General features: G+C 56.5%; 18 protein-coding genes. 14 read left to right on the top strand and 4 right to left on the bottom strand.

The features are described from left to right. Positions 1-700: 700 nt before the first annotated feature. Genes FKG95_RS01660 through FKG95_RS01650 form a run of 3 tightly spaced genes read left to right on the top strand, consistent with a single transcriptional unit; the run spans position 701 to position 3,839 of the window. A complete protein-coding gene (locus FKG95_RS01660) occupies positions 701-2,086 on the top strand; it encodes an alginate export family protein (RefSeq protein ID WP_342779194.1) in 1,386 nt (461 codons plus the stop codon). Further along, on the top strand, positions 2,083-3,114 hold the full coding sequence (locus FKG95_RS01655; protein WP_142894522.1) for a hypothetical protein: 1,032 nt from the start codon (positions 2,083-2,085) through the stop codon (positions 3,112-3,114). The genes FKG95_RS01660 and FKG95_RS01655 overlap by 4 nt, the downstream gene beginning before the upstream one ends. Next, entirely contained in the window at positions 3,111-3,839 is a 729-nt protein-coding gene (locus FKG95_RS01650) for a phosphotransferase family protein (RefSeq protein ID WP_142894520.1), read from the top strand. Before FKG95_RS01655 ends, FKG95_RS01650 begins: the two co-directional genes overlap by 4 nt. Here FKG95_RS01650 and FKG95_RS01645 read toward each other — a convergent pair. After that, positions 3,819-5,093, bottom strand: coding sequence for a sigma-54-dependent transcriptional regulator (locus tag FKG95_RS01645; RefSeq protein ID WP_142894518.1), 1,275 nt, complete (start codon positions 5,091-5,093; stop codon positions 3,819-3,821). The two genes, FKG95_RS01650 and FKG95_RS01645, sit on opposite strands and share 21 nt — an antisense overlap. After that, entirely contained in the window at positions 5,090-6,517 is a 1,428-nt protein-coding gene (locus tag FKG95_RS01640; RefSeq protein ID WP_142894516.1) for a sensor histidine kinase, read from the bottom strand. Before FKG95_RS01640 ends, FKG95_RS01645 begins: the two co-directional genes overlap by 4 nt. Before the next feature lie 559 nt (positions 6,518-7,076). Between FKG95_RS01640 and FKG95_RS01635 the strand changes: the two genes are divergently transcribed. The 7 genes from FKG95_RS01635 (at position 7,077) to FKG95_RS01605 (ending at position 16,627) form a co-directional block, all read left to right on the top strand. After that, complete coding sequence (locus FKG95_RS01635) at positions 7,077-8,654, top strand: response regulator (RefSeq protein ID WP_142894514.1); 1,578 nt, start codon at positions 7,077-7,079, stop codon at positions 8,652-8,654. Continuing rightward, entirely contained in the window at positions 8,647-9,924 is a 1,278-nt protein-coding gene (locus FKG95_RS01630; RefSeq protein ID WP_179953879.1) for a glycosyltransferase, read from the top strand. Before FKG95_RS01635 ends, FKG95_RS01630 begins: the two co-directional genes overlap by 8 nt. After that, entirely contained in the window at positions 9,921-11,111 is a 1,191-nt protein-coding gene (locus FKG95_RS01625; protein WP_142894510.1) for a glycosyltransferase, read from the top strand. The genes FKG95_RS01630 and FKG95_RS01625 overlap by 4 nt, the downstream gene beginning before the upstream one ends. A 511-nt stretch (positions 11,112-11,622) precedes the next feature. Next, a complete protein-coding gene (locus tag FKG95_RS01620; RefSeq protein ID WP_179953878.1) occupies positions 11,623-12,459 on the top strand; it encodes an aminoglycoside phosphotransferase family protein in 837 nt (278 codons plus the stop codon). Between the two features lie 153 nt (positions 12,460-12,612). After that, entirely contained in the window at positions 12,613-13,329 is a 717-nt protein-coding gene (locus FKG95_RS01615; RefSeq protein WP_179953877.1) for a DUF1194 domain-containing protein, read from the top strand. Positions 13,330-13,357: 28 nt separating this feature from the next. Continuing rightward, the gene (locus FKG95_RS01610; RefSeq protein ID WP_179953876.1) at positions 13,358-15,166 is read left to right on the top strand and encodes an ABC transporter ATP-binding protein; all 1,809 of its coding nucleotides are present in this window, start codon (positions 13,358-13,360) and stop codon (positions 15,164-15,166) included. A gap of 27 nt (positions 15,167-15,193) precedes the next feature. Further along, positions 15,194-16,627 (top strand): phosphotransferase, encoded by a 1,434-nt coding sequence (locus FKG95_RS01605; protein WP_142894502.1) that lies wholly within the window; start codon positions 15,194-15,196, stop codon positions 16,625-16,627. A 390-nt stretch (positions 16,628-17,017) separates the two neighbouring features. Here FKG95_RS01605 and FKG95_RS30300 read toward each other — a convergent pair whose 3' ends face one another. After that, complete coding sequence (locus FKG95_RS30300; protein WP_425456720.1) at positions 17,018-17,191, bottom strand: DDE-type integrase/transposase/recombinase; 174 nt, start codon at positions 17,189-17,191, stop codon at positions 17,018-17,020. Between the two features lie 52 nt (positions 17,192-17,243). Here FKG95_RS30300 and FKG95_RS01600 point away from each other — a divergent pair, with 52 nt between their 5' ends. Then, entirely contained in the window at positions 17,244-17,627 is a 384-nt protein-coding gene (locus FKG95_RS01600) for a transposase (protein WP_142894500.1), read from the top strand. Here FKG95_RS01600 and FKG95_RS01595 read toward each other — a convergent pair. Further along, a complete protein-coding gene (locus FKG95_RS01595) occupies positions 17,602-18,381 on the bottom strand; it encodes a helix-turn-helix transcriptional regulator (RefSeq protein ID WP_179953875.1) in 780 nt (259 codons plus the stop codon). The two genes, FKG95_RS01600 and FKG95_RS01595, sit on opposite strands and share 26 nt — an antisense overlap. 439 nt (positions 18,382-18,820) lie before the next feature. Here FKG95_RS01595 and FKG95_RS01590 point away from each other — a divergent pair, with 439 nt between their 5' ends. The 3 genes from FKG95_RS01590 to FKG95_RS01580 all read left to right on the top strand — a co-directional run bounded on the left by FKG95_RS01590 (position 18,821) and on the right by FKG95_RS01580 (position 21,479). Beyond that, positions 18,821-19,609, top strand: coding sequence for an IS6 family transposase (locus FKG95_RS01590; protein WP_142894496.1), 789 nt, complete (start codon positions 18,821-18,823; stop codon positions 19,607-19,609). A 101-nt stretch (positions 19,610-19,710) separates the two neighbouring features. Beyond that, positions 19,711-20,322 carry an FMN-binding negative transcriptional regulator gene (locus FKG95_RS01585; RefSeq protein ID WP_142894494.1) on the top strand — a complete coding sequence of 204 codons (612 nt, stop codon included), beginning with the start codon at positions 19,711-19,713 and terminating at the stop codon, positions 20,320-20,322. Positions 20,323-20,426: 104 nt separating this feature from the next. Next, on the top strand, positions 20,427-21,479 hold the full coding sequence (locus FKG95_RS01580) for an aromatic ring-hydroxylating dioxygenase subunit alpha (protein WP_218940038.1): 1,053 nt from the start codon (positions 20,427-20,429) through the stop codon (positions 21,477-21,479). The last annotated feature ends 24 nt before the right edge of the window (positions 21,480-21,503 follow it).

Genomic DNA, 21,503 nt, shown 5'->3' with positions numbered 1-21,503 from the left:
TACGGAAGTCTGTGCGGCAGCTGCGCCGAACGACCGGCCCTTCGCACTGAGAGGTTTGTTGAAGGAAACCTCACGGGCGCGCGAAATCACTGAGCGTCAGGTTTCTATCAGCTCAGAGCCTCCACCAGTCGAACAGAGCATCGGAACGGGCTTCTCGCCTCACGACGCTACGAGACGTGTTTTCGACGCTCAAACAACTTTTCCCTGACACTGCCCGTGTAACGTCGACTTGATTGCGGTTTGCCTCATGCCGCTCTTATGAAAGTTGGGAAGTTTGGAACATCAGTTCGCCGTCTAACCCAAACGGTGCCAGCTAACTTGGTTTATTCATGTAGCGTTCATGCCCGGTAAAGCCTGATGTCATGTCGATGCGTTAAACTCGGCCACATGAATTAACCTGCACAGAGGGCCAACCAGGCAATTTTCCATTCATCTTGAACGCATCGTCAATCCAAACTGCAACCTAATGCTTTTGCGGTGACCGCACGCTGCAATCATACCCGACTTGCCCTCAAAGATACCCCACAAGCAGCGTGAAGAAACGTTCGGAACGCATTCCGGCGGACCGTAATGAACGATGCTTACAGTCCGCCGGAGTTTGGACTTGAATGGTTGCCTGATGTCAGTCCTATCGCTGCCCGAAGAGTATCTCGGGATTATGTAAAGCCAGGGAGGTGAACTATTGTGTCGCTTAGATCCGGTGAAGCCTTGCGGTGCCTCACCCTGTCTCCGCGAGCTGCGGAGATTGCCCTTACAGACCGTCGTGCAAGTGCTTTTGCCATTGGGTCAGACGTTTTGCTTCAGCGCCCTCACCATCACAATTCTGCTTGCAGCTCCAGCGCCATCCTGGTCAGAGAGTGATAACGACGCCGCCATAAAATATGATTTTGATGATCCACCCGATACCAAGCATCGGCTCATCAGGGATCTCACATACGGAAGTCAAACTACGCTCGGTTTCGAATACGAACAAGACTACGACCTGGATAGGGGAGAAGACGATGACCTCGCGACTCTTGAGCCCGAGTTGGAGGTTGCGCTTTCATACGACCCTGCCCCGTGGTTCCGTGCTTTTGCAAACCTGGATCTTAAGAGGCAGTTCCCGATAGAGGAGCCGGACGGAAGGGCATCGCAGAAGACCAGGCTTCGCGTGAAGGAAGCCTACGTGACGTTCCGCGAGGTCCTTCAAGGGGTGTCCGCAACAGTTGGAAGGCAGGAATTCAAAGACGAGCGCGAGTGGCTGTTTGATGAGGATTTGGACGCCGCGCGGCTCTTCTATCGCAACTCAAATTTTGGTCTTGAGGTTTCGGTCAGCCGCGAGGAACTGCTCGATAAAGATATCCTGAACGAAGAGTCTGTTGATCACATCAACAACTACTTTCTAGTGGGGCGTTACGCCCTTGGCGAGGATTCTGAATTAACCCCCTTTTTCCTGGTGCGCGACGATCGGACCAGCAGTGATGAGGATTTGGTGTTCCTTGGCATGAGCTCCACAGGTGAACTGACTTCTGATATCGATTACTGGGCGCAGTTCGCCCACGTGCGGGGCAGTGAGGATGGGGCCGATATCCGCGGATACGGATTTGACGTTGGCGCGACCTACACTTTAGATGTGGACTTCGAACCCTCCCTGACCTTGGGCGCCGCTTTCGGCAGCGGTGACAGCGACCCGGATAACAAAGACCGTAACTTTCGGCAAACCGGCCTGCAAGACAACAACGACCGCTTCAATGGCGTCACAAGCTTCAAGTACTACGGCGAGGTCTTGGATCCCGAGCTCAGTAACCTTTTCATCCTGACCGCAGGCGTTGGCGTTCGTCCGACCAAACGAAGTTCAATCGATCTGGTTTACCATCACTACCGGCAACACCAGGCATCCGACGATCTGCGTGACGTCTCGATTGATGAAGATCCTGATGGGCGAGAGCGGTCATTGGGGAACGGTCTGGATCTCATCGTCGGCTATCGGGAGATCGAAGACGTGAGTGCCGAGGCGGTCTTTGGCCTGTTCGACCCGGGGGCCGCCTTTTCGAGCGACGCCGATACCGCATACTTTATCGGCTTCGAGGTGGAGTTCAGCTTTTGAACAAAGCGGTTTCATATCTGCCGCCGGGTGCGGCGCCCCCCGGAACCGCCTGGTTCCTCGCAACATCGAAGAGTGGGCTGGGGCATCTGCGCCGTATCTCCAACATCGCGGTTCATTTGGCTCAGGACGATACGCGACCAGTGCTCGGGCTTATGACGAATGCCGAAGTATCCGGATTGGAAGAGAGGGATCAGGCAGCCTACAGTCATGTGAGACTCGCAGAACGGGCGCAAATGGCTTCGCGCCTTGCGGCGGAGAGCGTTTCAGGGGTGATCGTCGATACAGCCCTGGTTCCGGGTATCGAGCGGCAGGATAGTCCACTGGTTCTGGTTTTGCGGGAAATGCCGAAAGACCGCCTTGAGGGATTCCGGCTGCCCGGCGGCCGGCCCTGGGATCTGGTGATTGTTCCCAATCCAGAAGACCACTGGATGCCGGATACAGATTCAGGTTTTGCGAGAGACATTGCGGCGGTGGGATGGATATACCGGCCGTCTGATGCTTTACCTCGACCGCCGGCACCATCGCCCAGACTGCTGATTGCCACAGGTGGTGGTGGAAAAGCGGACGGGGCGACCAGGCTGCGCAGGCAGATTGACGATATGATCACTTCTTTGCGGCGCCGTATTTCCAAAGCCTTCACAGTAGAGCAGGCCCTGGCAGCGCGGGCACCGTCGCAAGCGCGTCTTAAGGAGGCAGACAGAGTATTCGATCCAGGGGGGGCGCTTAACGACTGTTTTGGCGCAGCGGACATCGTGGTCAGCACCGCGGGCTACAACTCTGTACTGGAATTGGCGGCCACCGATACTCCGACCATGTTGGTACCCATTGCCCGCTCAATCGATGATCAACTGGCGCGCGCAGAGCTCTGGGGGCCGCGCCTGGGCTGCTATCTGAATGTCGCGGCACCGGGTATGGGGTTGGATTGGCTGGCATATCAGATCGAGACGCCGTCCAGGCGACCGGTCTGGAACCTGGGGCCATCCGGCGGCGCAGAGGCCGCGCGGCGTATTCTAAGGCTTTTGTCATGAACGCACGTACATGGCGCGCCGGTCGGCAATTCTACAAGCGGGTCAGTGGCCCTGTTGAAGCTGGAGACTTGATCGTCCGGGCCAGTGAGCTCTCGCGCGCAGGAGGCAAGACACCGGTGCCCGGCTATTGTCCCGACCGGAGTGCTGTAAACTTTCCGATGATTGAGGGGGCAAGCGGTGTCGCACTGATTGACCAGGTGGCGCTGTCATATCTGCTGGCACCATTACAGCCCTTGCGGCGTGCCGGGATCTCGGAACTGCCGCCCTTTGATCCCTTTGCGAAGATTACAGTGCGCCTGAACGCGAAGACGCCTCAGTGGTTGAGAGCCCGCCTTGGGGCTTTAAAGGACATGCCCTTTGAAGCTGACGGCGTTGTTCACGGAGATTTTCACTGCGGCCAGATGATACTCGATGAATCCGGTAACCTTTGGCTGGTCGATCTGGATGATATGGCGCAGGGACCAGTGGAGGTTGATCTGGGGAACTTTGCGGCACATCTCGCGACCCGGCCGGAAACACGAAGACGCCGTTTGGCTGAAGGCCTGCCGTTCTGGGCCGAGCAGGTTCAGAAGGCCTGGGACGAGCTGGGTGAAGTCTGCAACCCGACGCTCTTTCGGCGTCACGTGGATATCGCAGTTATCCGAAGAGCTCTGAAGTTACATGATGCGCGGGGAGACAGCGAGATCATGGCTGCCTTGGAGCACTTACCCCTGCTCTCTCGATAGATCAAACTTCGAGATTCGATAGCGCAAGGTATCGCGCGTGATCCCCAGCAGATCTGCGGCTTTTGAGACGTTCCCGCCAGTATGTTGAAGCGCCGATTTCAGAGCGGAACGCTCGATCCGTTTGAGGTCAAGATCAGGCGCGGTTTGGCGGGACGCCGGTCCTTCAGCAAGGTAATGAATGTCGCCGCTGTCGATCCTGCGATCTCCCGCCGAGAGCACCGCGCGCCTTATACAATTCTGCAGCTCCATCGTATTGCCCGGCCAGTCGTGGGTCACGAGCTTGGCCCGCGCTTTGGGGGTAAAGCGGGGTTTGTGAAAACCGTGCTTACGTGCGACGCCACGGGCGAGAACCGCGGCAAGGGGCATGATGTCATCGCTCCGCTCACGAAGTGCGGGAACATCTATCCAACCGATCTGAATGCGATACTGGAGATCACGGTTAAATGCGCTTGAGTTGGCCAGAGGAGTACGCGCTTCATTGGTCGTGGCAAGAATCCACACGTTGTCCGCCAGACCGCTCTCAAGTGCATTGAGGAGTCCGGCCTGAGCTGCGCCGTCGAGAACGGAGATATTCTTGAGCAACAAGGTGCCACCCTCTGCTCTTTCGAGAAGGGAGCGCCAGAGGCCGTGCGCACAGGCATCTTCTTCATCGCCTGACAACAGCGAAACGCAATCAGTTACAACAAACGCGGCATGGCGGCGGGGGCCTTCTTCACGCAACGCGGCGGCAATCTTTGCCTTTGCCAAACCTGGTTCGCCGGAGATCAGCACGTGCGGCGGCTTTTCGACGTTCGATGCGGCGGCAAGCTTCTTGATTGACTGTCTCAAGGCGATGGCCTCGCTGGACCGGCCAAGGATTCGGCCGGCGCCTGTGGCTTGCTCCGTGGTGCTGAAGGGGTTGCCGACCAACTCCGATGCCATCATTGCGATGCTGGAAAGCGGCGCCGGCTTTGTCAGGAAGTCCCGTGCGCCGATTTTCATGGCTGCGACTGCAACTGCAATGTCGCCATGACCGGTCATAATCACGACCTGTGCTTCAGGATTTTCCTGACGAATTTGGCAGAGAACATCCAGGCCGCATTCGCGTCCAAGTTTGTAGTCGACGATGGTCAAGGCCGGCTGCTCCCGTTGAAAGAGTATCAGTCCTGAACGCGCATCGATCGCCCGGTGGCAGGAAAAGCCGCGCCGTTCCAAATAGCTCGCGATCGACCGGCCTAGTACCTCGTCGTCGTCTATGACCAGTAATTGTGTCATGGAAACCCGTCGCAAGTAGGTATGGTGCAGATGACCTCTACACCTCTGTTTTTACGGTTACGCAGTTCAAGCGACCCGCCAAGCCGCTCCAGGACCCGCCGCGCAAGGACGAGCCCCACGCCAAGACCGGTGGGTTTGCCGGTCTGGAACGGACGAAACAGCCGCCGCATGATCTCGGTGGGAATGCCGGAACCGTTATCCTCAACCAGGATATGTGTTTGACCGTCAGGTTGAGCCGCGCGGGAAATCTTGATCGTTCCGCCGGACTCCGTGGCCTCAATGCTGTTGGAAAGGATAGAATTCAAGACCTGCTCCAACTCGGCAGGCCGTGCCGTGACGAGCGGGCTACTGCCGTGCTTGACGAATTCCACCCGAATTCCGCGATCCTCCATCTGAGATTTAAAGTTCTTCAGGCATTTTGCGATGACATGATCGACACTGGCATTGCTGATGACTTGCACCGGGTCTTCAAGCGCGGAGGTCAGGAATGAGCGTATCCAGCTTTCCAGCCGGTCAGACTGATCGACAATGTCCTTCACCGGACCGCGTGCGCTCTCTGGCAAGTCATCATCAAGCGCCAGCTCGGCACAGGATCGGATAGCCGCAAGGGGATTGCGCAGACCGTGGGCAACTGAGGAGGCCATTTCGCCGATGCCGGCGAGACGTTCCCGTTCCATCAGCTTCGCCTCGTGCCGCTTCAGAACCCGGGTCGTATAGAGGACGACAATCAGCAGACAGCAGAATAGCAACGCCCCCGCCCAGGCTTCGCTGGTCCAGGTGAGGTAATAGACGCGGTCGATCGACCCGAGCAGAGTCTCCGGAACCTTACGGATTTCGATTGCGCCGACAACGGAGGTCTGGTCGTGTGACCAAATCGGAACGGTGAAGGTTACGAATGTTTTCGTACCATCGGGAACACCTGACTGGCTGCCGCTGTCTTCTAACGAAATAGGACGAACAACCGGATTCAATTCGCCGCTCAATGCTGCGGCCAGATGAAGGTTTCTCTCCTCTGTTAAGGTGTTGAGTGTTGGATCGGTTGACCAGATCATGGTGCCGTCAGCGCGGTAGACCGTCGCGAGATAAACGTCCGGAAGCACCTGAAGGTAGCGGAAAATTGCAGTCATCTCAGGTCGTTCAGCCGCATGGAAGCCTTCGCCAAAAGCGGGCGCAGCACCCTCGGCGTGAACCAGTGCATTGAGGGACTCGCTTGCTTCAATCGCGTCCTGAAGCGACATTTGCCGGGTCAGGTAGTCAGAGAGAAAAAAGCCCAATGTGGCGTTTGTCGCAACGATCGCGATAAAGCTCAGGATGACAAAGCGTCTCACAAGGCGAACATGGTGAGACGACTCCGGCAGACCCAGTTTTTGTGCCACGTTTTCCAACACCGGCTTATTGAACCCAAAGGCTGCGGAAGTGTTCATTGTTCAAACGCTGACCAATCCGGCCGGATCGACAAGATGCTTTTCAGCTTTGGTATGTTTCTGCACTTTTTGTGTCCTTGCATAATGCGTGTCAGCATGTTGCCAGCTAGAGCCTGACCGCGTTCGCCGGATCGATGGAAACAGGGTTCTTCTCTAGGCGACGGTCGTCATACAGGGATCAGATCCATTGAGATCTGACCAATGGGGTGACGGGCCTGTTGGGCGATACTGCCGGGAGAGAGTTTTGCGTTTAGCAACAGGTCTCATTCGGTCAGCATCGCAGACTTGGGTGAGACGCGACTGACAATGGCGTTAACGAAGTATGACGCCAACATTAACATTTTATGAACTTTTTAAGTCGAGGCATGTTCTCTGCTTTTGGTCCGCCCGACGTTGACACCTCGACTTTAACGCCTTGCCGTTGAGGCTGTGACAAAAGGTTTAGGCGTTGAGGCAGCGGCCGCTGGGTGAAATGCCCCAAATCCGGGTCTGTCGGCGGCTTACCACTGTCACTCGTCGCACTTAGGCTTGCCGGTGAACGTTAAACCGGAAGCTGGATATGCCCCAGGTCATTATTGTTGAAGATGAAGAGGTGCTTGGCCGCAACATTGCCACAGCCTTGACGCGTATGGGCATTGAGGCTGCCGTCGCTAAATCCTGCGCCGTCGCACGAGCACTGATTGCGGCTGCTTCGCCGGATCTTGTTATCGCCGACGTCAATCTGGGTGACGGCGACGGAATAGAGATGCTGGGCGATTGGCGGCAGGATCATCCAGATGTGCCGGTGATCGTCATGACCGGACAAGACAGCCTCTCAAACCGTCTGCGGGCTGAGCGGTTAGATGCAACAGCTTTCCTGTCCAAGCCTTTTGCAATGAGCCGTCTGAGAGAGCTCATTCTGATTCTTCTGGCTGAGGGAAACACCGGAACCGGGCCGGTGCCAAACGGTCCTTCGGTGATGATGTATTCTCACGACACCATTGGTCTTGGTCATATGCGTCGCAATGCTTCGATTGCAGCAGCATTGGTTGAACGGGTTCCGAATGCCTCCGTTTTGATGATGGTGGGATGCCCCGCCGGTATGGTGTTCGAACTAAAACCAGGCGTCGACTTCGTGAAGCTTCCTTCGCTCGCGAAACTCGGACGGAACCAATGGCGGCCAAGTCATCTTCGCGTCTCCTCCGACATGACGCGTTCGATCCGGATGGGCATTCTGGAGCGCGCCACCGATGCCTTCCGCCCCGATATCCTGCTCGTCGATCACGAACCGGCAGGTGTCTGGGATGAGTTGATTCCAATGCTTGAAACCCTTCGACTTCGCGGCGGCACGTCGGTGATCTTGGGACTGCGCGATATTCTCGATGACCCTGCGCGCACACGGGACCAGTGGGAACAGCAAGGCAAAGCGCAGGCCGTCCGCGACCTCTACGACGCGGTTTTCGTTTACGGCGACGAAAGGGTGTTCCCGTCTGCGGAGCATTACGGTCTCGAAACTCTGAGGCCGGGTCATGTCACCTACTGTGGTTACGTTACTTCGACGCATGACGCTCCAAAGCGGAAACTAAAGGGCACCGCGCCACGCCACATACTGGTTTCCGGTGGTGGCGGACGTGACGCCTATCCCGTTTTGCATGCGTCGCTTGAGGCTCTATCGACAATCGCGCCGGACGAGCGTCCCGATATGACGCTGATCGCAGGGCCTCTGATGGACGAGGAACTGAGTGCGCCACTTGCGCAAAGGGCGAGAGAACTTGGCGCCTGGTTTCTGCACCGCACATCCGACATGCCTGCCTTGCTGGATACAGCGGACCTTCTGGTCACCATGGGAGGTTACAACTCTGTCACGGAAGCGATTGCCGCGCGCTGCCCAACCATTGTCATACCGCGTGTCGGCCCCTCAAGCGAGCAGCGGTTGAGAGCGGAGTGTCTGGCGCGGCTCGGTCTCGTCGAGAGCATATCGCAAGAAGCGTTGAGTCCCACCCGTCTCGCTGAGCGTTTTCTCCAATTCGAACGGACGTCTGCGCCGCAGATCGACGTGCCGCTGAACGGTGCGGACAAGGCCGCAGCACTGATTGCCAAGCGCCTGTCGGACATGCAGCACGAAACCTCCGATCATGAGAGGAAGACCCATGCCTGAAACACAGCCTCTTCGTATTGGATATATCCTGAAGCGCTTTCCGCGCCTCAGTGAGACATTCATTCTGAACGAAATCCTCGCGCTTGAGCGGGCCGGGGTCGAGGTTGAGATCTTCTCGCTTCTCCGTCCGCCCAAGGAAGACCACCACGCACTTCTTTCGGAGTTGAAGGCGTCGGTGACTTATCTGCCATCCTCCGTCTCGGCTGCCCGTCTGACGTTGAAGACGGGAGTCGAGGCGGAGGCTGGCAGCCTGCCCGATTTCTATGATGAGCTCGAAGCTTCTCCGCCGCTTTTATCCGGCAAATCGCCTCAGGATGTAGCGCTGCTCCATCTGAAAGCAGGCCTTATCGCTTTTCTCGCGCATCGACGCGGCATCCGTCACTTTCACGCCCATTTCGGTTCCGACGCGGCCACCGCCGCGTTGTTGTCGAGCCGCCTGACCGGCGGGCGTTTCTCGTACACGGCGCATGCGCGCGACATTTATCACACCTATGTCTCGCCGCTGAAAGACGCGCAGATGCGCCGTGCCAAAATGATGGAAGCCGAATTCCTGGTGACCGTGTCGGACTACAACGCGAAATACCTTCGCAAGCTTTGTCCCGAAGCAGCGCATCGCGTCCACAGGCTTTACAATGGAATCGACCTCACGCGGTTTGTGCCGGACAGAGAGGCACGGCGTCGTGGCCGTATCATTTCCGTCGGCCGCTTTATCGAAAAAAAGGGCTTCCCTATCCTGATCGAAGCCTGCCGTATTCTGCGGGACCGTGGCCATGCCTTCGATTGCCTGATCCTTGGCGATGGACCTACGCGGGGTGAGCTTGAGGCACAGATCAAACAGCTCGGTCTGATGAATGAGGTCCGGCTCGGCGGGGCGCTTCCCCAGGAACGGCTGATCGCTGAAATGAAGACCGGCGCGATGGTCACTCTGCCCTGCATCGTGAGCGAAAGCGGCGATCGTGACGGATTGCCGACCGTTCTGCTCGAGGCCATGGCGCTTGGCCTGCCCGTGGTGACGACAACAGTGTCCGGCGGACCTGAAATCGTGGTCGATGGCGAGACAGGACAGCTCTGCCCGCCAGGCAATCCTTCCGCGCTTGCGGCAGCATTGGAAAGCCTGCTCGATGCCCCTGAGCGGGCCGCAGAGATGGGCGCCGCAGGCCGGATCCGTGCCGAGTGTCTTTTTGACCTGGAAAAGAATGTCGCTTCATTGCGGGCATTATTCGAGGACGCCTTGGCACCGGAAGCCACCATGGCGAAGGCAGCGTCATGAAGTTGGTCTATCTCAATGCGGACAATGGCATCCCCGTTTTCAGCGACAAAGGGGCATCAGTCCACATTCAGGAGATGGTACGGGCCTTCGTGCGCCTTGGCTGCGATGTGCGGCTTTTGACGGCACGCATGGGGTCCGATGTTCTGGACGACTTGGCAGCGCTCGCCGAAGCTGTCCAGGGATCAAGCCGGTCCGGCAGCCCGTCAGGCCGCGCGGAGAAGGAAAAACTCTATATCGAGACCGCCAAGCGGATTGAAGAGCGATTGATCGAGCTCCACGCGGTCTGGCCGTTCGAGCTGATATACGAACGTTACTCGCTCTGGTCGGCCGCCGGTGTCCGCGCAGCGCGCCGTCTCGGCATCACCTGCGTGGTCGAGGTGAATGCGCCGCTGGTCGATGAGCAAATGGCATACCGTAAACTTGTGTTGGACGAAATCGCGCGCGATATCGAAGCGGAGGTCTTCGCGAACGCCGACGGGTTGATGGTCGTTTCAAAGCCTCTGGGTGACTACGTTGTCGGGCAAGGGGCTGCGCAGGCGCGAGTTCATCTCACAGGCAATGCGGTGGATGGATCACGGTTTCATCCAGGCGTCGTGCCTGCCGAGGTTCCAGGTATCCCTCATGATGCCTACGTCATCGGTTTCTGCGGTTCTTTGAAACGCTGGCACGGCGTTGACGTCTTGCTGTCGGCGTTTCGGCATTTGAAACTCCGTCTGCCGGAGGCACACCTGCTGATCGTCGGCGATGGACCTAAACGCGGTTGGATCGAAGGTTTCATACAGGGGGCTGGCCTCGCGGACTCCGTCACAATGACGAGTTGGCAGCCGCATACCGCCCTTCCCGGTCTCATTGCGCGTATGGATGTTACCACAGCGCCCTATCCGCAGAGCGAAAGTCACTATTTCTCTCCCCTGAAGCTCTTCGAATACATGGCCGTTGGACGCCCGATCATCGCGAGCCATATCGGGCAAACGGCAGACGTTATCCAGCATCGCAAGAACGGTTTTCTGGTCCCGCCCGGCGACGCCGACAGCCTGGTTGAAGCCCTGATGACCCTGCGCATCGACCCTGAAATGGCACGCCGGCTTGCCGATGCAGCGGCGGACGAGGGTAGGAAGCATGACTGGAAGCGGAACGCACAAGCTGTGCTCGACACAGCCAATGCTGTCCGAAGGATCGCCTCATGAAGAGCGGAAAGTGCGAGAACAGATTCAAGATGAATCTGAACATTGAGGAGGGGCGCTTCGCCGGGCCGCGTCCGCCGGAGCTGTTCTCATGATGATGTCGGCGCTGAAATCCCGGGTATGTGTGCAACCGGATCCGGGCACGGTCACGGATCTGTTACAGCCGGATCACGGTCGCGAGCTCTTTGCCCGGTTTTGCGATGCCAGGGCCCATTGGGTGGAGCGGATGTATTTTTCCGCTTCCCGGCCACTGTCCCTTCACTACCGGGTTACGTTACCCGATGGGATGGAGCAAACGGTGCTCGCCCAGTGGCTTGGGAGGGACGCAGTGTCCTTTACCAAGGCTGAAGCAAGGCGTCTCCAGAAACCCAGGCGCGGCCAAATCTGCTTAGAGGGTGAAACCGTTCTACAGGGAGAAACCGGGTCCGGTCTGGTTCTGCGCCGCCCAGGCTTCGACGGCCGGCTCCCTGGTCTGCGATTGCTTCACGATCGTCAGGCAGCAAGAAGCTTCACAATGCCTGATGGCCAGGTCACGGCCAACCTCGCGGTCACCCTGCGGGCGCACAGGCTGGGAAAGCGCGCCGTTCTACAGTTCGATTCTTTTGACGCCGAGCCAAAGCGAGTTTTCGCGAAGCTTCGGCCGATCTCCAATACATCGGGCCGGCGCGCATACGAGCGGCACGTCGCCCTCTTCGAACGGCTGCGCGGGGCTGTGGAGCTGCCCCGACCCCTCGGTTTCGACCCAAATTATGGGGCTGCGTCGTTCTCCGCTCTGCCTGGTATTTCCCCCACTTTCGAAGGCAGTGAACCGGCTTTGATCGCGCAAGCTTTACGCCGCCTGCAACGGGTTCCGGACCTTCCGGTTGAACACCACACTGTTACCGACGAACTCACCATTTTGCGCGCCTGGTGTGATCGGATACATGAAGTCTTCCCGGACCGTACGGACCGCTTTGCCGAGGCCTTTGACCTGGTGCGCGATGATCTTCATCGCCTGCCGCATATGCCGCCCGTGCCCTGTCACCGGGATTTCCACGAGGGTCAAATTCTGGTTGATGGAAACAGCATCGGCTTGCTCGATTTTGACACGCTGCGGCTCAGCGACCCGGCATTGGACGTCGGTAACCTGATCGCGCACCTCCGCTTGGCGGGCATAAGAAGCGGCCGGAGACGGCTTGGCGCCGAAGCCGCCATTATAACAGCTATGGACCCGATTCCGGCAAACCGCATTTTGACCTGGACACGTGCTGCATTGCTGCGGCTTGCCGCAATCTACTCCTTCACCTCAGAACGGCGGGCGACACTGCGAAGTCTTATGGAGGATGTGATCTGGCCTGATGAGGGATTTTGACCGGGTGGCCTCCTTTGGCTGCTGTGCCGGCGCTGTCGTGCCCAAAAAAAACTGTGAGGAAGCGAAACAATGCTATTCAGAGTCCTGGCACTTGCCGTCGTGCTGAATACTGTCTCACCACTCCGTCCCGCAATTGCGGGTGATAGATCCGGGTTGATCTCCACTGATGTCAACCTGATTACCGCCGTTGACGTGTCGGATTCGATCACCCGTCATGAGGAGTGGCTGCAATACACCGGTCTCGCACGTGGGGTTGTCGATCCTCACTTTCTCTCGCTCGTCGATAAAGGTCTGACACAGCGCATCGGCTTCATGGCTTTTACCTGGTCGAGCGGCGGGCAGGTCAGGGTCATCGTGCCCTGGGCTGAAGTTGCCGATCGTGAGGACGCTGCCGAGGTAGCTGCGCAGCTCAGCACCGCTCCACGTATAGACCGTGCGCATTATGTCGGTCATGATCAGGCGCCTGATGCTGCTGAGCAGCCTGTTTCACTATCCGCTGGCGGCAGAACCGACGTTTCCCAAGCTGTCGCCATCGCCTCAAGATTTGCTCGGAGCGCACCTTTTCAGGGGCGCCGCACGATCATCAATATTCTGAGCAACGGCGCGGATAACATCGGCTCCGAGCCCAACCTGCAGCGTGACGAGGCGATCCGCCAGGGCGCAACTATAAACGGGGTGGTTTTCGGCGGCCGGCGCGATCTGCCGGCGTATTTCGAGCAGAACGTGATCGGAGGCCCGGGTGCCTTTTTGATGACCGTGCATGATCCCGCCGATCTGCCCGAAGCACTGGAGCGAAAGTTCTGGCATGACCTCCTCGCCGCCTCCACGGCATTGGGTAAAGATGGAAGTGGAGCGTCCTCATGGCAATAGAGTATCCGCGGAGCTGGGGGGCGCAGACATGACATCCTTCAAACCAGCGGAACAACGGGACAAGCGCTTTAAAGTCCGGAGCTTTTGGCAGCTGCTTGCACGCTTTGCTCCGCACCTGCGTCCATACCGCAAGGTCCTGGTGGGAACGGCTCTTTGCATGTTGGCGGTTACGGTCATGGAGCTGGCGCGCCCCTGGCCGCTCAAACTCATTTTCGATGAGATACTGATGCCTGAGCGCAGTCACGGCGGTTGGCTCGCCGACTTGGCACTTTTGACCGGGGGCGGTGCGACGCTGCTCGCTGTTGCCGCACTCTCTATCCTGGCCATTGCCCTGCTCGGAGGAGTGTTCGGGTTCGGACAGGCGTATTTTATGTCGATTGTGAGTCAGCGGGTTGGGGCCGCCATCCGTCTGCAGCTCTTCAGCCATATCCAACGGCTGTCGCAGTCTTTCCACGATGAGCGCAGCTCAGGCGATCTGATGGCCCGGCTGACCGGTGATGTCGGATTGATGCGTCAACTTTTGGTAGATACCGGATTCTTTCTGGCCGGACGTCTTCTGTTGGTGGCTAGTGCGATCATCGTGATGGCGCTGATGGACTGGCGCCTGACGCTCGTTGCGCTTCTGGTCTTGCTGCCTTTGGTCATCGTGACGGCCAGGCTGGTTCCGCAAATCAAGGGGGCCGCGCGAAAACAACGCCGGAAGGAAAGCCAGATCACGCAGGTGATGACCGAGGGCATCACGTCGATCAGGATCGTCCAGGCCTATGCACAAGAAGCACAGGAAGAGCAGCGTTTCGCACAACAGGTTGAAGGCAGCACTGAGGCCAGCCTCACAGGAACGAGGCTAGAGGCGCATCTCGAGCGACTGGTCCAGGTGATTTTAGCATTCGGCACCTGCGCCGTTGTCTGGTACGGCGTGGTGCGCGTGCAGGCTGGCGCGCTCACACCTGGCGATCTGCTGGTTTTTACCGCCTATCTGACCGGTATGTATAAGCCGATCCGGCGTCTGGCGTCGATATCCAGCCGCATTGCCAAAGCGACCGTCTGCGGTCAGCGGGTCGCGTCGATTCTGGACCTTGAGCCGGAAATCAGGGACCACGCCGATGCAAGACCGGCGCCGCCCTTTAAAGGTGAGATCCTGTTCGATCAGGTTAAGTTTGGGTATCGGCCCGATCGTCCTGCGCTGAGGAGTGTCGATTTCCGGATCGCCGCCGGCGAGACGGTCGCACTGATGGGCGAGAGCGGCTCAGGGAAGTCGACAATCGCGAACCTGATCCTCCGCTTCTATCAGCCCTCATCGGGTCGGGTCTGTATTGACGGCACCGAGGTCGGCGCCTACACGCTGGAATCCCTGCGCAAGCAAATCGCCATCGTGTTGCAGGATAGCGTGCTCTTTCGCGCATCAATCCGCGCCAACATTGCTTATGGCCACTTGGAGGCCACGATGGGCGAAGTCATCGCCGCTGCAAAAGCGGCCGATGCGCACGATTTCATTGAAGCCCTGCCTGATGGGTACGAAACGATTGTAGGGGAACGCGGGGCGTCTCTGTCAGGCGGCCAACGGCAGCGGATCGCCATTGCACGCGCCATGATTCGCGATGCGCCGATCATTATTCTCGACGAACCCATGGTGGGCCTGGATACCGCGAGCGAAGCCGAAGTATGCAAAGCGCTTAAACGATTGGTCGCACGGAAAACCTGTCTGGTGATTACTCATGATCCCCGCGGGGCGTTGGACGCCGACCGGACCCTGGTGCTACGCGAGGGAAAGATCATCGACGTCACTGACGTGACTAGAGATCAGGAGAGGACGACCAATGCCGGAATTACCGCATAATCGAGAGCACAGTCGTAGGAGAGCGTGATGCAAAAAGGCACGGACACAGTGCTCGAACAGACATTGAAGACCGGTGAAACCAGTGTTGTCTCGGAGCCACGCGCTGCTTTTCCCAATGATCCGATGATGCCCGGCATTCCTCTAGCAGTCGACCCGACGGCAATGCAGGCCATGTTCTCGGCCGAGCTGCTTCGGGTGAGCGGTGCTGAATACCGGATTAGGGAATGTCGCCTCTTGCGTATTCGCTATCGCCCGCGGGAACACTGTTTCGTGCATTATGAGCTCGACCTGGTTTCCGTGAAAACGGGGCCGTGTGAGGCAGTTTGGCTGACCGGAATCATCTATCCGGACGAGCGACCGCGCCGCCGTTTGAAAAAGCTTCTCGCCGCTTGTATTGAAGAGCCGGCGTCTGAAGGGTGGCATGCCTTCGGTCCCGCCTTTTATCTGCCAGCTCCACATATGTTGGTGCAGGCCTTCCCATGTGACCGTCGTTTGCCGAGTCTGCCAGGAATTGTTTCCGGCATGGCCGCGGAGCTCGAAGCCGGACTTGTCCAGACACTGGGCGCAGGCGGCTGGAAGATCACTCGACAGGATATCCAAACCGCACGCTATCGTGCTCTGTCCGGGGCTGTTTTGAGATTTTCCGTCGAAGCACTGGAGGAGCGAAACTGCCAGCGCAAGACGCAGAGGTCTTATGTCAAGGTGGGGCGGGCCGGGGAAGGCGCGCGCGAAGCCCTTCTGCTGCAGACGTTGCATGCCCAGGCGCAAGCGACGACACAAGCCTTCACTTTTACGAGGCCCGTTACATATCTCGAGGAACTCTCCGCCCTCATTGTCGAGGAAGCGCCCGGCGTTTCCTTTGAGCAGGCAATCCTGGATGGCGACGATATCGAGACAGCATCACGCAAAGCAGCGCATGGGCTGGCGGCATTCCATCTCTGGTCCGTCCAGCCGCCCGCGGCCGCAGATGCGGTGATTGCCAGAACCAAGGTGGCGGGTCAGTATGTTTCCTGGGCTTGCCCGGCGTTACTCGGCGATGTGCAGGCTATTGCAGATGTTGCTGCAGCGGCCCTAGCACGAACCCAACTTCGACCCGCGCATCTCGATCTCAAACCCGACCATATGTTTCTCGACGGCGAGCGGATTGTCTTTATCGACCTTGACACCTTCGGCGCAGCTGATCCTGTACTAGATGTCGCCACGATGCTGGCACGGTTGAGGGCGATGCCTCTTCGCTTTGGTGCTTTGCCGGAGCATGTCGAACTCGCTGCACGCGTATTCACTGAAGAATACTTCGCCAAAGTTCCCAGACACTGGCAATCCCGATTGGAAATAAATCATGCGGTAGCTGCGCTGCAGGTCGCGTCCGAGTTCTTCCGGCACCAGCACCCCGACTGGCGCGACCTGGTCCCGGCCTGGATTCTACGGGCCCGGCAAGCCGCCGACGCCAGCTCTTGGTAACCAAAATCTGTCAAACCGCAGCCTGCGTAAGTTACGAGGGCTCTCTTACAAAGAACCCGGTTATCGCTCTCTGGGCGTTAGGGAATGCAATTTTCCTGGATCGTGGTTGATGGATTTTCTCGAGTTTCGTCACTTTGGCGGAAGCGTGATCCTGCAATGCGTAAGCTGGCATCCCAAACACGGGATCAGCGGGTCTATCGTTAACATCGACCCATTGACGGCATGAGACAGGTCACGGCATTGGTAACTTAACCGCTGCTGAATCACGAAATCTCATACGAGTTTCGGCTATGCAGCCAATGCGACGCTCCGCCATTGAGCGTGAGCTTCACTGCGGAACTGCTGATTGGTCTTTCGTGAAATGAGGTGGCACTGCGTGTTGAAGAGGTTTTAGACAACAAAGCGAATAGCGAGAAATCGTTGGGCTGATCCTGGAGACTTGAAACCCAACATCTTTCGCTCTCTTCGTCGCACGGGTTGGTGCGAGTTTTCCGCCCTGTCGTTCTTGTACTGTCCTGTCTCATGGTAGGCCGTGAGATTCAGATCGCGGAATGCTGCACCCATGGTACTGGACAACGCTATGCATGGAGCCGCCTTCCTGGCCTATGTGGAGTAGGTGTTCGGCCCCACTCTGAAGCCCGGCGACATCGTCATCATAGAAAATCTGCCCGCCCAGAAGCCTATCGCCATCCGTGGGGCCATCGAAGCGACCGTTGCTGTGTTGCGTTTCCTGCCGCTCTACAGCCCAGACTGTAATCCAATAGAAATGGCCTTCTCAAAGCTCAGAGCTTTCCTTGAAAAGACCGCCGCTCGCACCAAAGACGATCGCGGGGACGCCATCACACTCGCCATCGAAACCTTCACGCCTAAAGAATGCGAAAACTGTTTCAGGGCCGCCGGGTACGACTTCAAATCATCAGAAAATGCTCTGGCGAACAGGTGCTTTCGCGATCGCCAACTTCGTGAGATGGAAACTACGGAGGCGGATCACTTCGAATAGACCAATTCAATTCGGAAATCGCCTTCGCTACTGCCTGAGCGCGATTCGCAACGCCAAGCTTTCGTGAGACGTTCTGCATATGGAAGAGAACTGTTCGTTCGCTAATACCGAGAATCTGCGCAATTTCCCAACTTGTCTTACCCTGGGCGCACCAACTCAGGCATTCGTCTTCTCGGTTCGTCATCGAACGCGCACCACTAACAACGAAATTGCGCTTGCTCAGACAGGCAGCCTCAAACACTACGTCCGCTAGAAGCCTAACAGGAGCCAGAGCGCTTTCAATACGGCATTGCGAGTGTGTTAGGGCGTCTCGGCACATCAAGCTCAACACTCCCCATTCGGAATTTGCTCCCCGCAAGGGGAAACTTATACCGCTGCCGATGCCGGATCTAGCAGCCTGCGCCATAAGTCTGTCCGGCGAGACACGAACCGCCATTGTTACTTTCGACGTTCCCCACCAGATGACTGGTGTCGAGCGCAATCGACAATGGGTAAATACTGGATCAATACGTGAAAACTTTTTGTCTTTGTACTGCTTCCACCATGTCGGCGGCAAATTGCTCGCGATTGGACTAACGTTCATTTCGGAACCAGACGAATCGCCCAATATCAGCTGATACCAGTCGAACCCATAGACCCTGGCAACTTTCTCTAAACCAGCGGCTAAAGCGTCGGTTGATCGGATATTCGTAAACACCGACATACACGAAAACAAATCCTTGGAAGAGCCGTCAACCTTGTCGATCTGTGTCATCGATTCCAACCTCATCGGAGCTACGGGTTATCCAGACTTTTGATCTCGATGGCGCTGTACTTGCCTTTCAAATGCAACATTAGGTCGGTTGCAAATAGGTTCGCCGAGTTCGGACTGAACGCAAGCTCTGTGCGGATAAAATTCTCACGCGGAAACAGGTCAAAGCCCTACAATAATCCTATTTTCTCGCCCTCTGATGCTCAAAGATTGTAATTGAAATCAACTTCCAACCACTCGTTGAATGCTATGATCTATCAATAGGCGATAGCACGTCACCTGTCTACTCTTACAGGTTGTCAATTTTGGCCTTTTCCTAATAGCGTGACTTTCAATTACTGCAGAGCGATGGATCGGCTATCGGAGAGCAGCGAGTCTGCTCTTTCGCGAATTTCTGGATGTATTGCGACAAGGCGTTATTTCATAGTGGGTCAGTGCTTCCATGAGCATGTTTAAAGGTCGACATTTCAGCGGAGAGGTCGTGTTGTGGGCGGTTCGCTGGTATTACCGGTATGGGATCAGCTACCGGGATCTTGAACAGATGATGGCCGGGCGAAGCATCCGCGCTGATCATGCCACGATCTACCGGTGGGTTCAGACCTTTGCTCCTGAGATAGAAAAACGGCTGCGCTGGCAATGGTGCCGTCCGGTTTCAGGCAGTTGGCGTGTTGACGAGACCTACGTCAAGGTTCGTAGCAAATGGGTATATCTCTACCGCGCCATGGACAAGTTCGGGAACACCATCGATTTCTATCTCTCTGCTACCCGGAATAACAAGGCGGCGAAGCGGTTCCTGGCCAAAGCCCTGAGGGCTCTGAAAGACTGGGCAAAGCTCCATACAATCAACACCGACAAGGCGCCAACATTTGGCGCTGCCAATTCCGAGTTGAAAGCGGATCGCAAATGTCCCAAAGAAACCAAACATCGCCAGGTCAAATACCTCAACAACATCGTTGAGGCCGGTCACAGCAAGCTGAAGCAACTAATCCGACCGATGCGCTGTTTTAAGACCCTGAAGTCCGCCTATGCGACAATCAAAGGGTTCGAAGTCATGCGCGCCCTGCGTAAAGGCCAGGCCGGCATCTTGAACTTCTCAAACGATGTCCTCGGTGAGGCATGCATTGTCGAGAGGGCGTTCGGCGTTGGTCCATGTGCCTCGGCCGAAGCGGTGACCATACTCAAAAACCATCTTAAGGCATTCAAAGCCGGCGAGGCACAACGCATGGCGTAATACAGTTGTCAAGTGAGAGTATACTGCAGTTTTGCAGGATTAATCTCAACTCTTAGTGGCGGCAAGACTGCTGAAACTTAGCGTATCAAAACGAGATTATTATGTATCAAGGCAACATATACAGAAACGATGATATCGGTTTTGCTAAGACTATTATATCAGACTATCCGCTTAGTTTGATTGTTAGCAAAGACAGTGAGGAGTTTTTCAGTTCTCATATCCCTCTCGTATGGAAAGAAACCGCTTCCAAATCAATACAGCTTGTTGGCCATCTCGACAATAATAACAGCCAGCTACTAGGGTTAAACGGCGCGGATGTGCTGGCCGTTTTTTCAGGTCCAGACAGCTACATTTCACCAAGTGACTATGTAACTCAGCAATTGCCCACGTGGAATTACATTCGGCTCCACGCCTACGGTACCGCCGCTGTCACAAGTCCGGGCGTGGAAATTCTCAAAGACATTGATGACCTTGCTGCGCAGTTAGAATGCGGGTCGAAGCCATGGAGACTCGATCATAGTTTGCCGCATTTACGTAATCTCAGCTCGATGATTACTCGGCTTGTCATCACCGTGCGTAAATTTGAGGGTCGCTTCAAACTATCTCAAGAGAAAGCAGAAAAAGACCGAAGAGCCGCATTGAAGCGCCTCTTAATGGAACGGGATGCCAAAAAGAACGCCAACATAAAAAGAATAGCTCTGTCAAATACCTAGTTACGAGTTGGAATATAGAAAATGGCGGCCCTGGCAATACCCAGCTGAAGAGACGGGAAAAGAAACGGCTGACTTATCAAGAGGCGATATTGGGAGTTCGGAACATGAATAAAACGGTAACTATGCCGGTTCAACCAACTTGGGACGTATCTCAAATCGATTATCGAGCGATCGTTAATGATTGGCACGCTGTTTGCCTGAGTAGTGAAGTAGAAGAAGACAAAATTTTGCCCATCCGGCTTATGGGGGAAGATCTGGTCGTATGGAGACATGACGGAGCCATCCATGCCTGGAAAGACTATTGCCGCCATCGTGGCGCCAAACTGTCCCTGGGTTGGGTCAAAGGTGATCGACTGGTTTGTCCTTATCACGGCTGGGAATATGATGGCCAAGGACAGTGTCGGCACTACCCGGCGCATCCTTCGCGCACGCCCGGGCCCCGCTCCAGAGCTTACACGCACAAAGCGGAGGAGCGTTACGGTTACATTTGGGTCTGCATCGGGGAACCAAAGGGTGAAGTTCCAGCATTTCCGAATTGGCTCGACGACGATTATCGTAAAGTAAGTGCCGGTCCGTACGTTTACCAGGCGAATGCTTTGCGCGCCATCGAGAACTTCCTCGACGTTGCCCACTTCCCATTTGTACATGCCGATCTAAACGGCGACCCCAATGCTCCGGATGAGCTTGAAACCTATGACGTGAACGTTACGCCCGAGGGATTAACGACAAGCGAGATAAAGGTTTTTCAGCCGTACGGGGATCACCGGGGGATACCGGTTACAGCGAAGTACGCCTTTTCATGCAGCAGCCCAACGACCGCATACTTTGAAAAAAAGACCGGAGACACGGAACGCTTCTGCACGCTTATGATGGCCACTCCGGTCGAACAGAACAAATGTATTGTTCGTCTGATTGTGGCGATCAATTTTGGCGAGGAACTGACGACCGAGCAGATTTTGAAGCGCCAGGACTTGGTTTTCAATCAAGATCGTCGAATGGTCGAAACACAACGGCCTCATCCCCTCCCTGTCAACGTCCGTGACGAAATCCACCTTAGCAGCGACAAGCTTGGCGTTGAATATCGCCGGTGGGTGCAACGCCGTGCAAAGGATCATGACTTATCAATATTAACGGAAGCTCCAACGGTTGATGCTTGATGTGGTCCGTATGTCCAAATCTCC

The organism is Denitrobaculum tricleocarpae, assembly GCF_007004665.1.
GTDB classification, from domain to species: domain Bacteria; phylum Pseudomonadota; class Alphaproteobacteria; order Kiloniellales; family Kiloniellaceae; genus Denitrobaculum; species Denitrobaculum tricleocarpae.
The sequence above is the reverse complement of the archived record's forward strand: the minus strand, read 5'-3'. Positions and strand labels throughout refer to the sequence as shown.

Bases quoted from the DNA above. Each gene is read 5' to 3' on its own strand.
- FKG95_RS01650 (WP_142894520.1), top strand. From the start codon at position 3,111: ATGAACGCACGTACATGGCGCGCCGGTCGGCAATTCTACAAGCGGGTC.
- FKG95_RS01645 (WP_142894518.1), bottom strand. From the start codon at position 5,093: ATGACACAATTACTGGTCATAGACGACGACGAGGTACTAGGCCGGTCG.
- FKG95_RS01640 (WP_142894516.1), bottom strand. From the start codon at position 6,517: ATGAACACTTCCGCAGCCTTTGGGTTCAATAAGCCGGTGTTGGAAAAC.
- FKG95_RS01635 (WP_142894514.1), top strand. From the start codon at position 7,077: ATGCCCCAGGTCATTATTGTTGAAGATGAAGAGGTGCTTGGCCGCAAC.
- FKG95_RS01630 (WP_179953879.1), top strand. From the start codon at position 8,647: ATGCCTGAAACACAGCCTCTTCGTATTGGATATATCCTGAAGCGCTTT.
- FKG95_RS01625 (WP_142894510.1), top strand. From the start codon at position 9,921: ATGAAGTTGGTCTATCTCAATGCGGACAATGGCATCCCCGTTTTCAGC.
- FKG95_RS01620 (WP_179953878.1), top strand. From the start codon at position 11,623: ATGCCTGATGGCCAGGTCACGGCCAACCTCGCGGTCACCCTGCGGGCG.
- FKG95_RS01610 (WP_179953876.1), top strand. From the start codon at position 13,358: ATGACATCCTTCAAACCAGCGGAACAACGGGACAAGCGCTTTAAAGTC.
- FKG95_RS01605 (WP_142894502.1), top strand. From the start codon at position 15,194: ATGCAAAAAGGCACGGACACAGTGCTCGAACAGACATTGAAGACCGGT.
- FKG95_RS30300 (WP_425456720.1), bottom strand. From the start codon at position 17,191: ATGGGTGCAGCATTCCGCGATCTGAATCTCACGGCCTACCATGAGACA.
- FKG95_RS01595 (WP_179953875.1), bottom strand. From the start codon at position 18,381: ATGACACAGATCGACAAGGTTGACGGCTCTTCCAAGGATTTGTTTTCG.
- FKG95_RS01590 (WP_142894496.1), top strand. From the start codon at position 18,821: ATGAGCATGTTTAAAGGTCGACATTTCAGCGGAGAGGTCGTGTTGTGG.
- FKG95_RS01585 (WP_142894494.1), top strand. From the start codon at position 19,711: ATGTATCAAGGCAACATATACAGAAACGATGATATCGGTTTTGCTAAG.
- FKG95_RS01580 (WP_218940038.1), top strand. From the start codon at position 20,427: ATGAATAAAACGGTAACTATGCCGGTTCAACCAACTTGGGACGTATCT.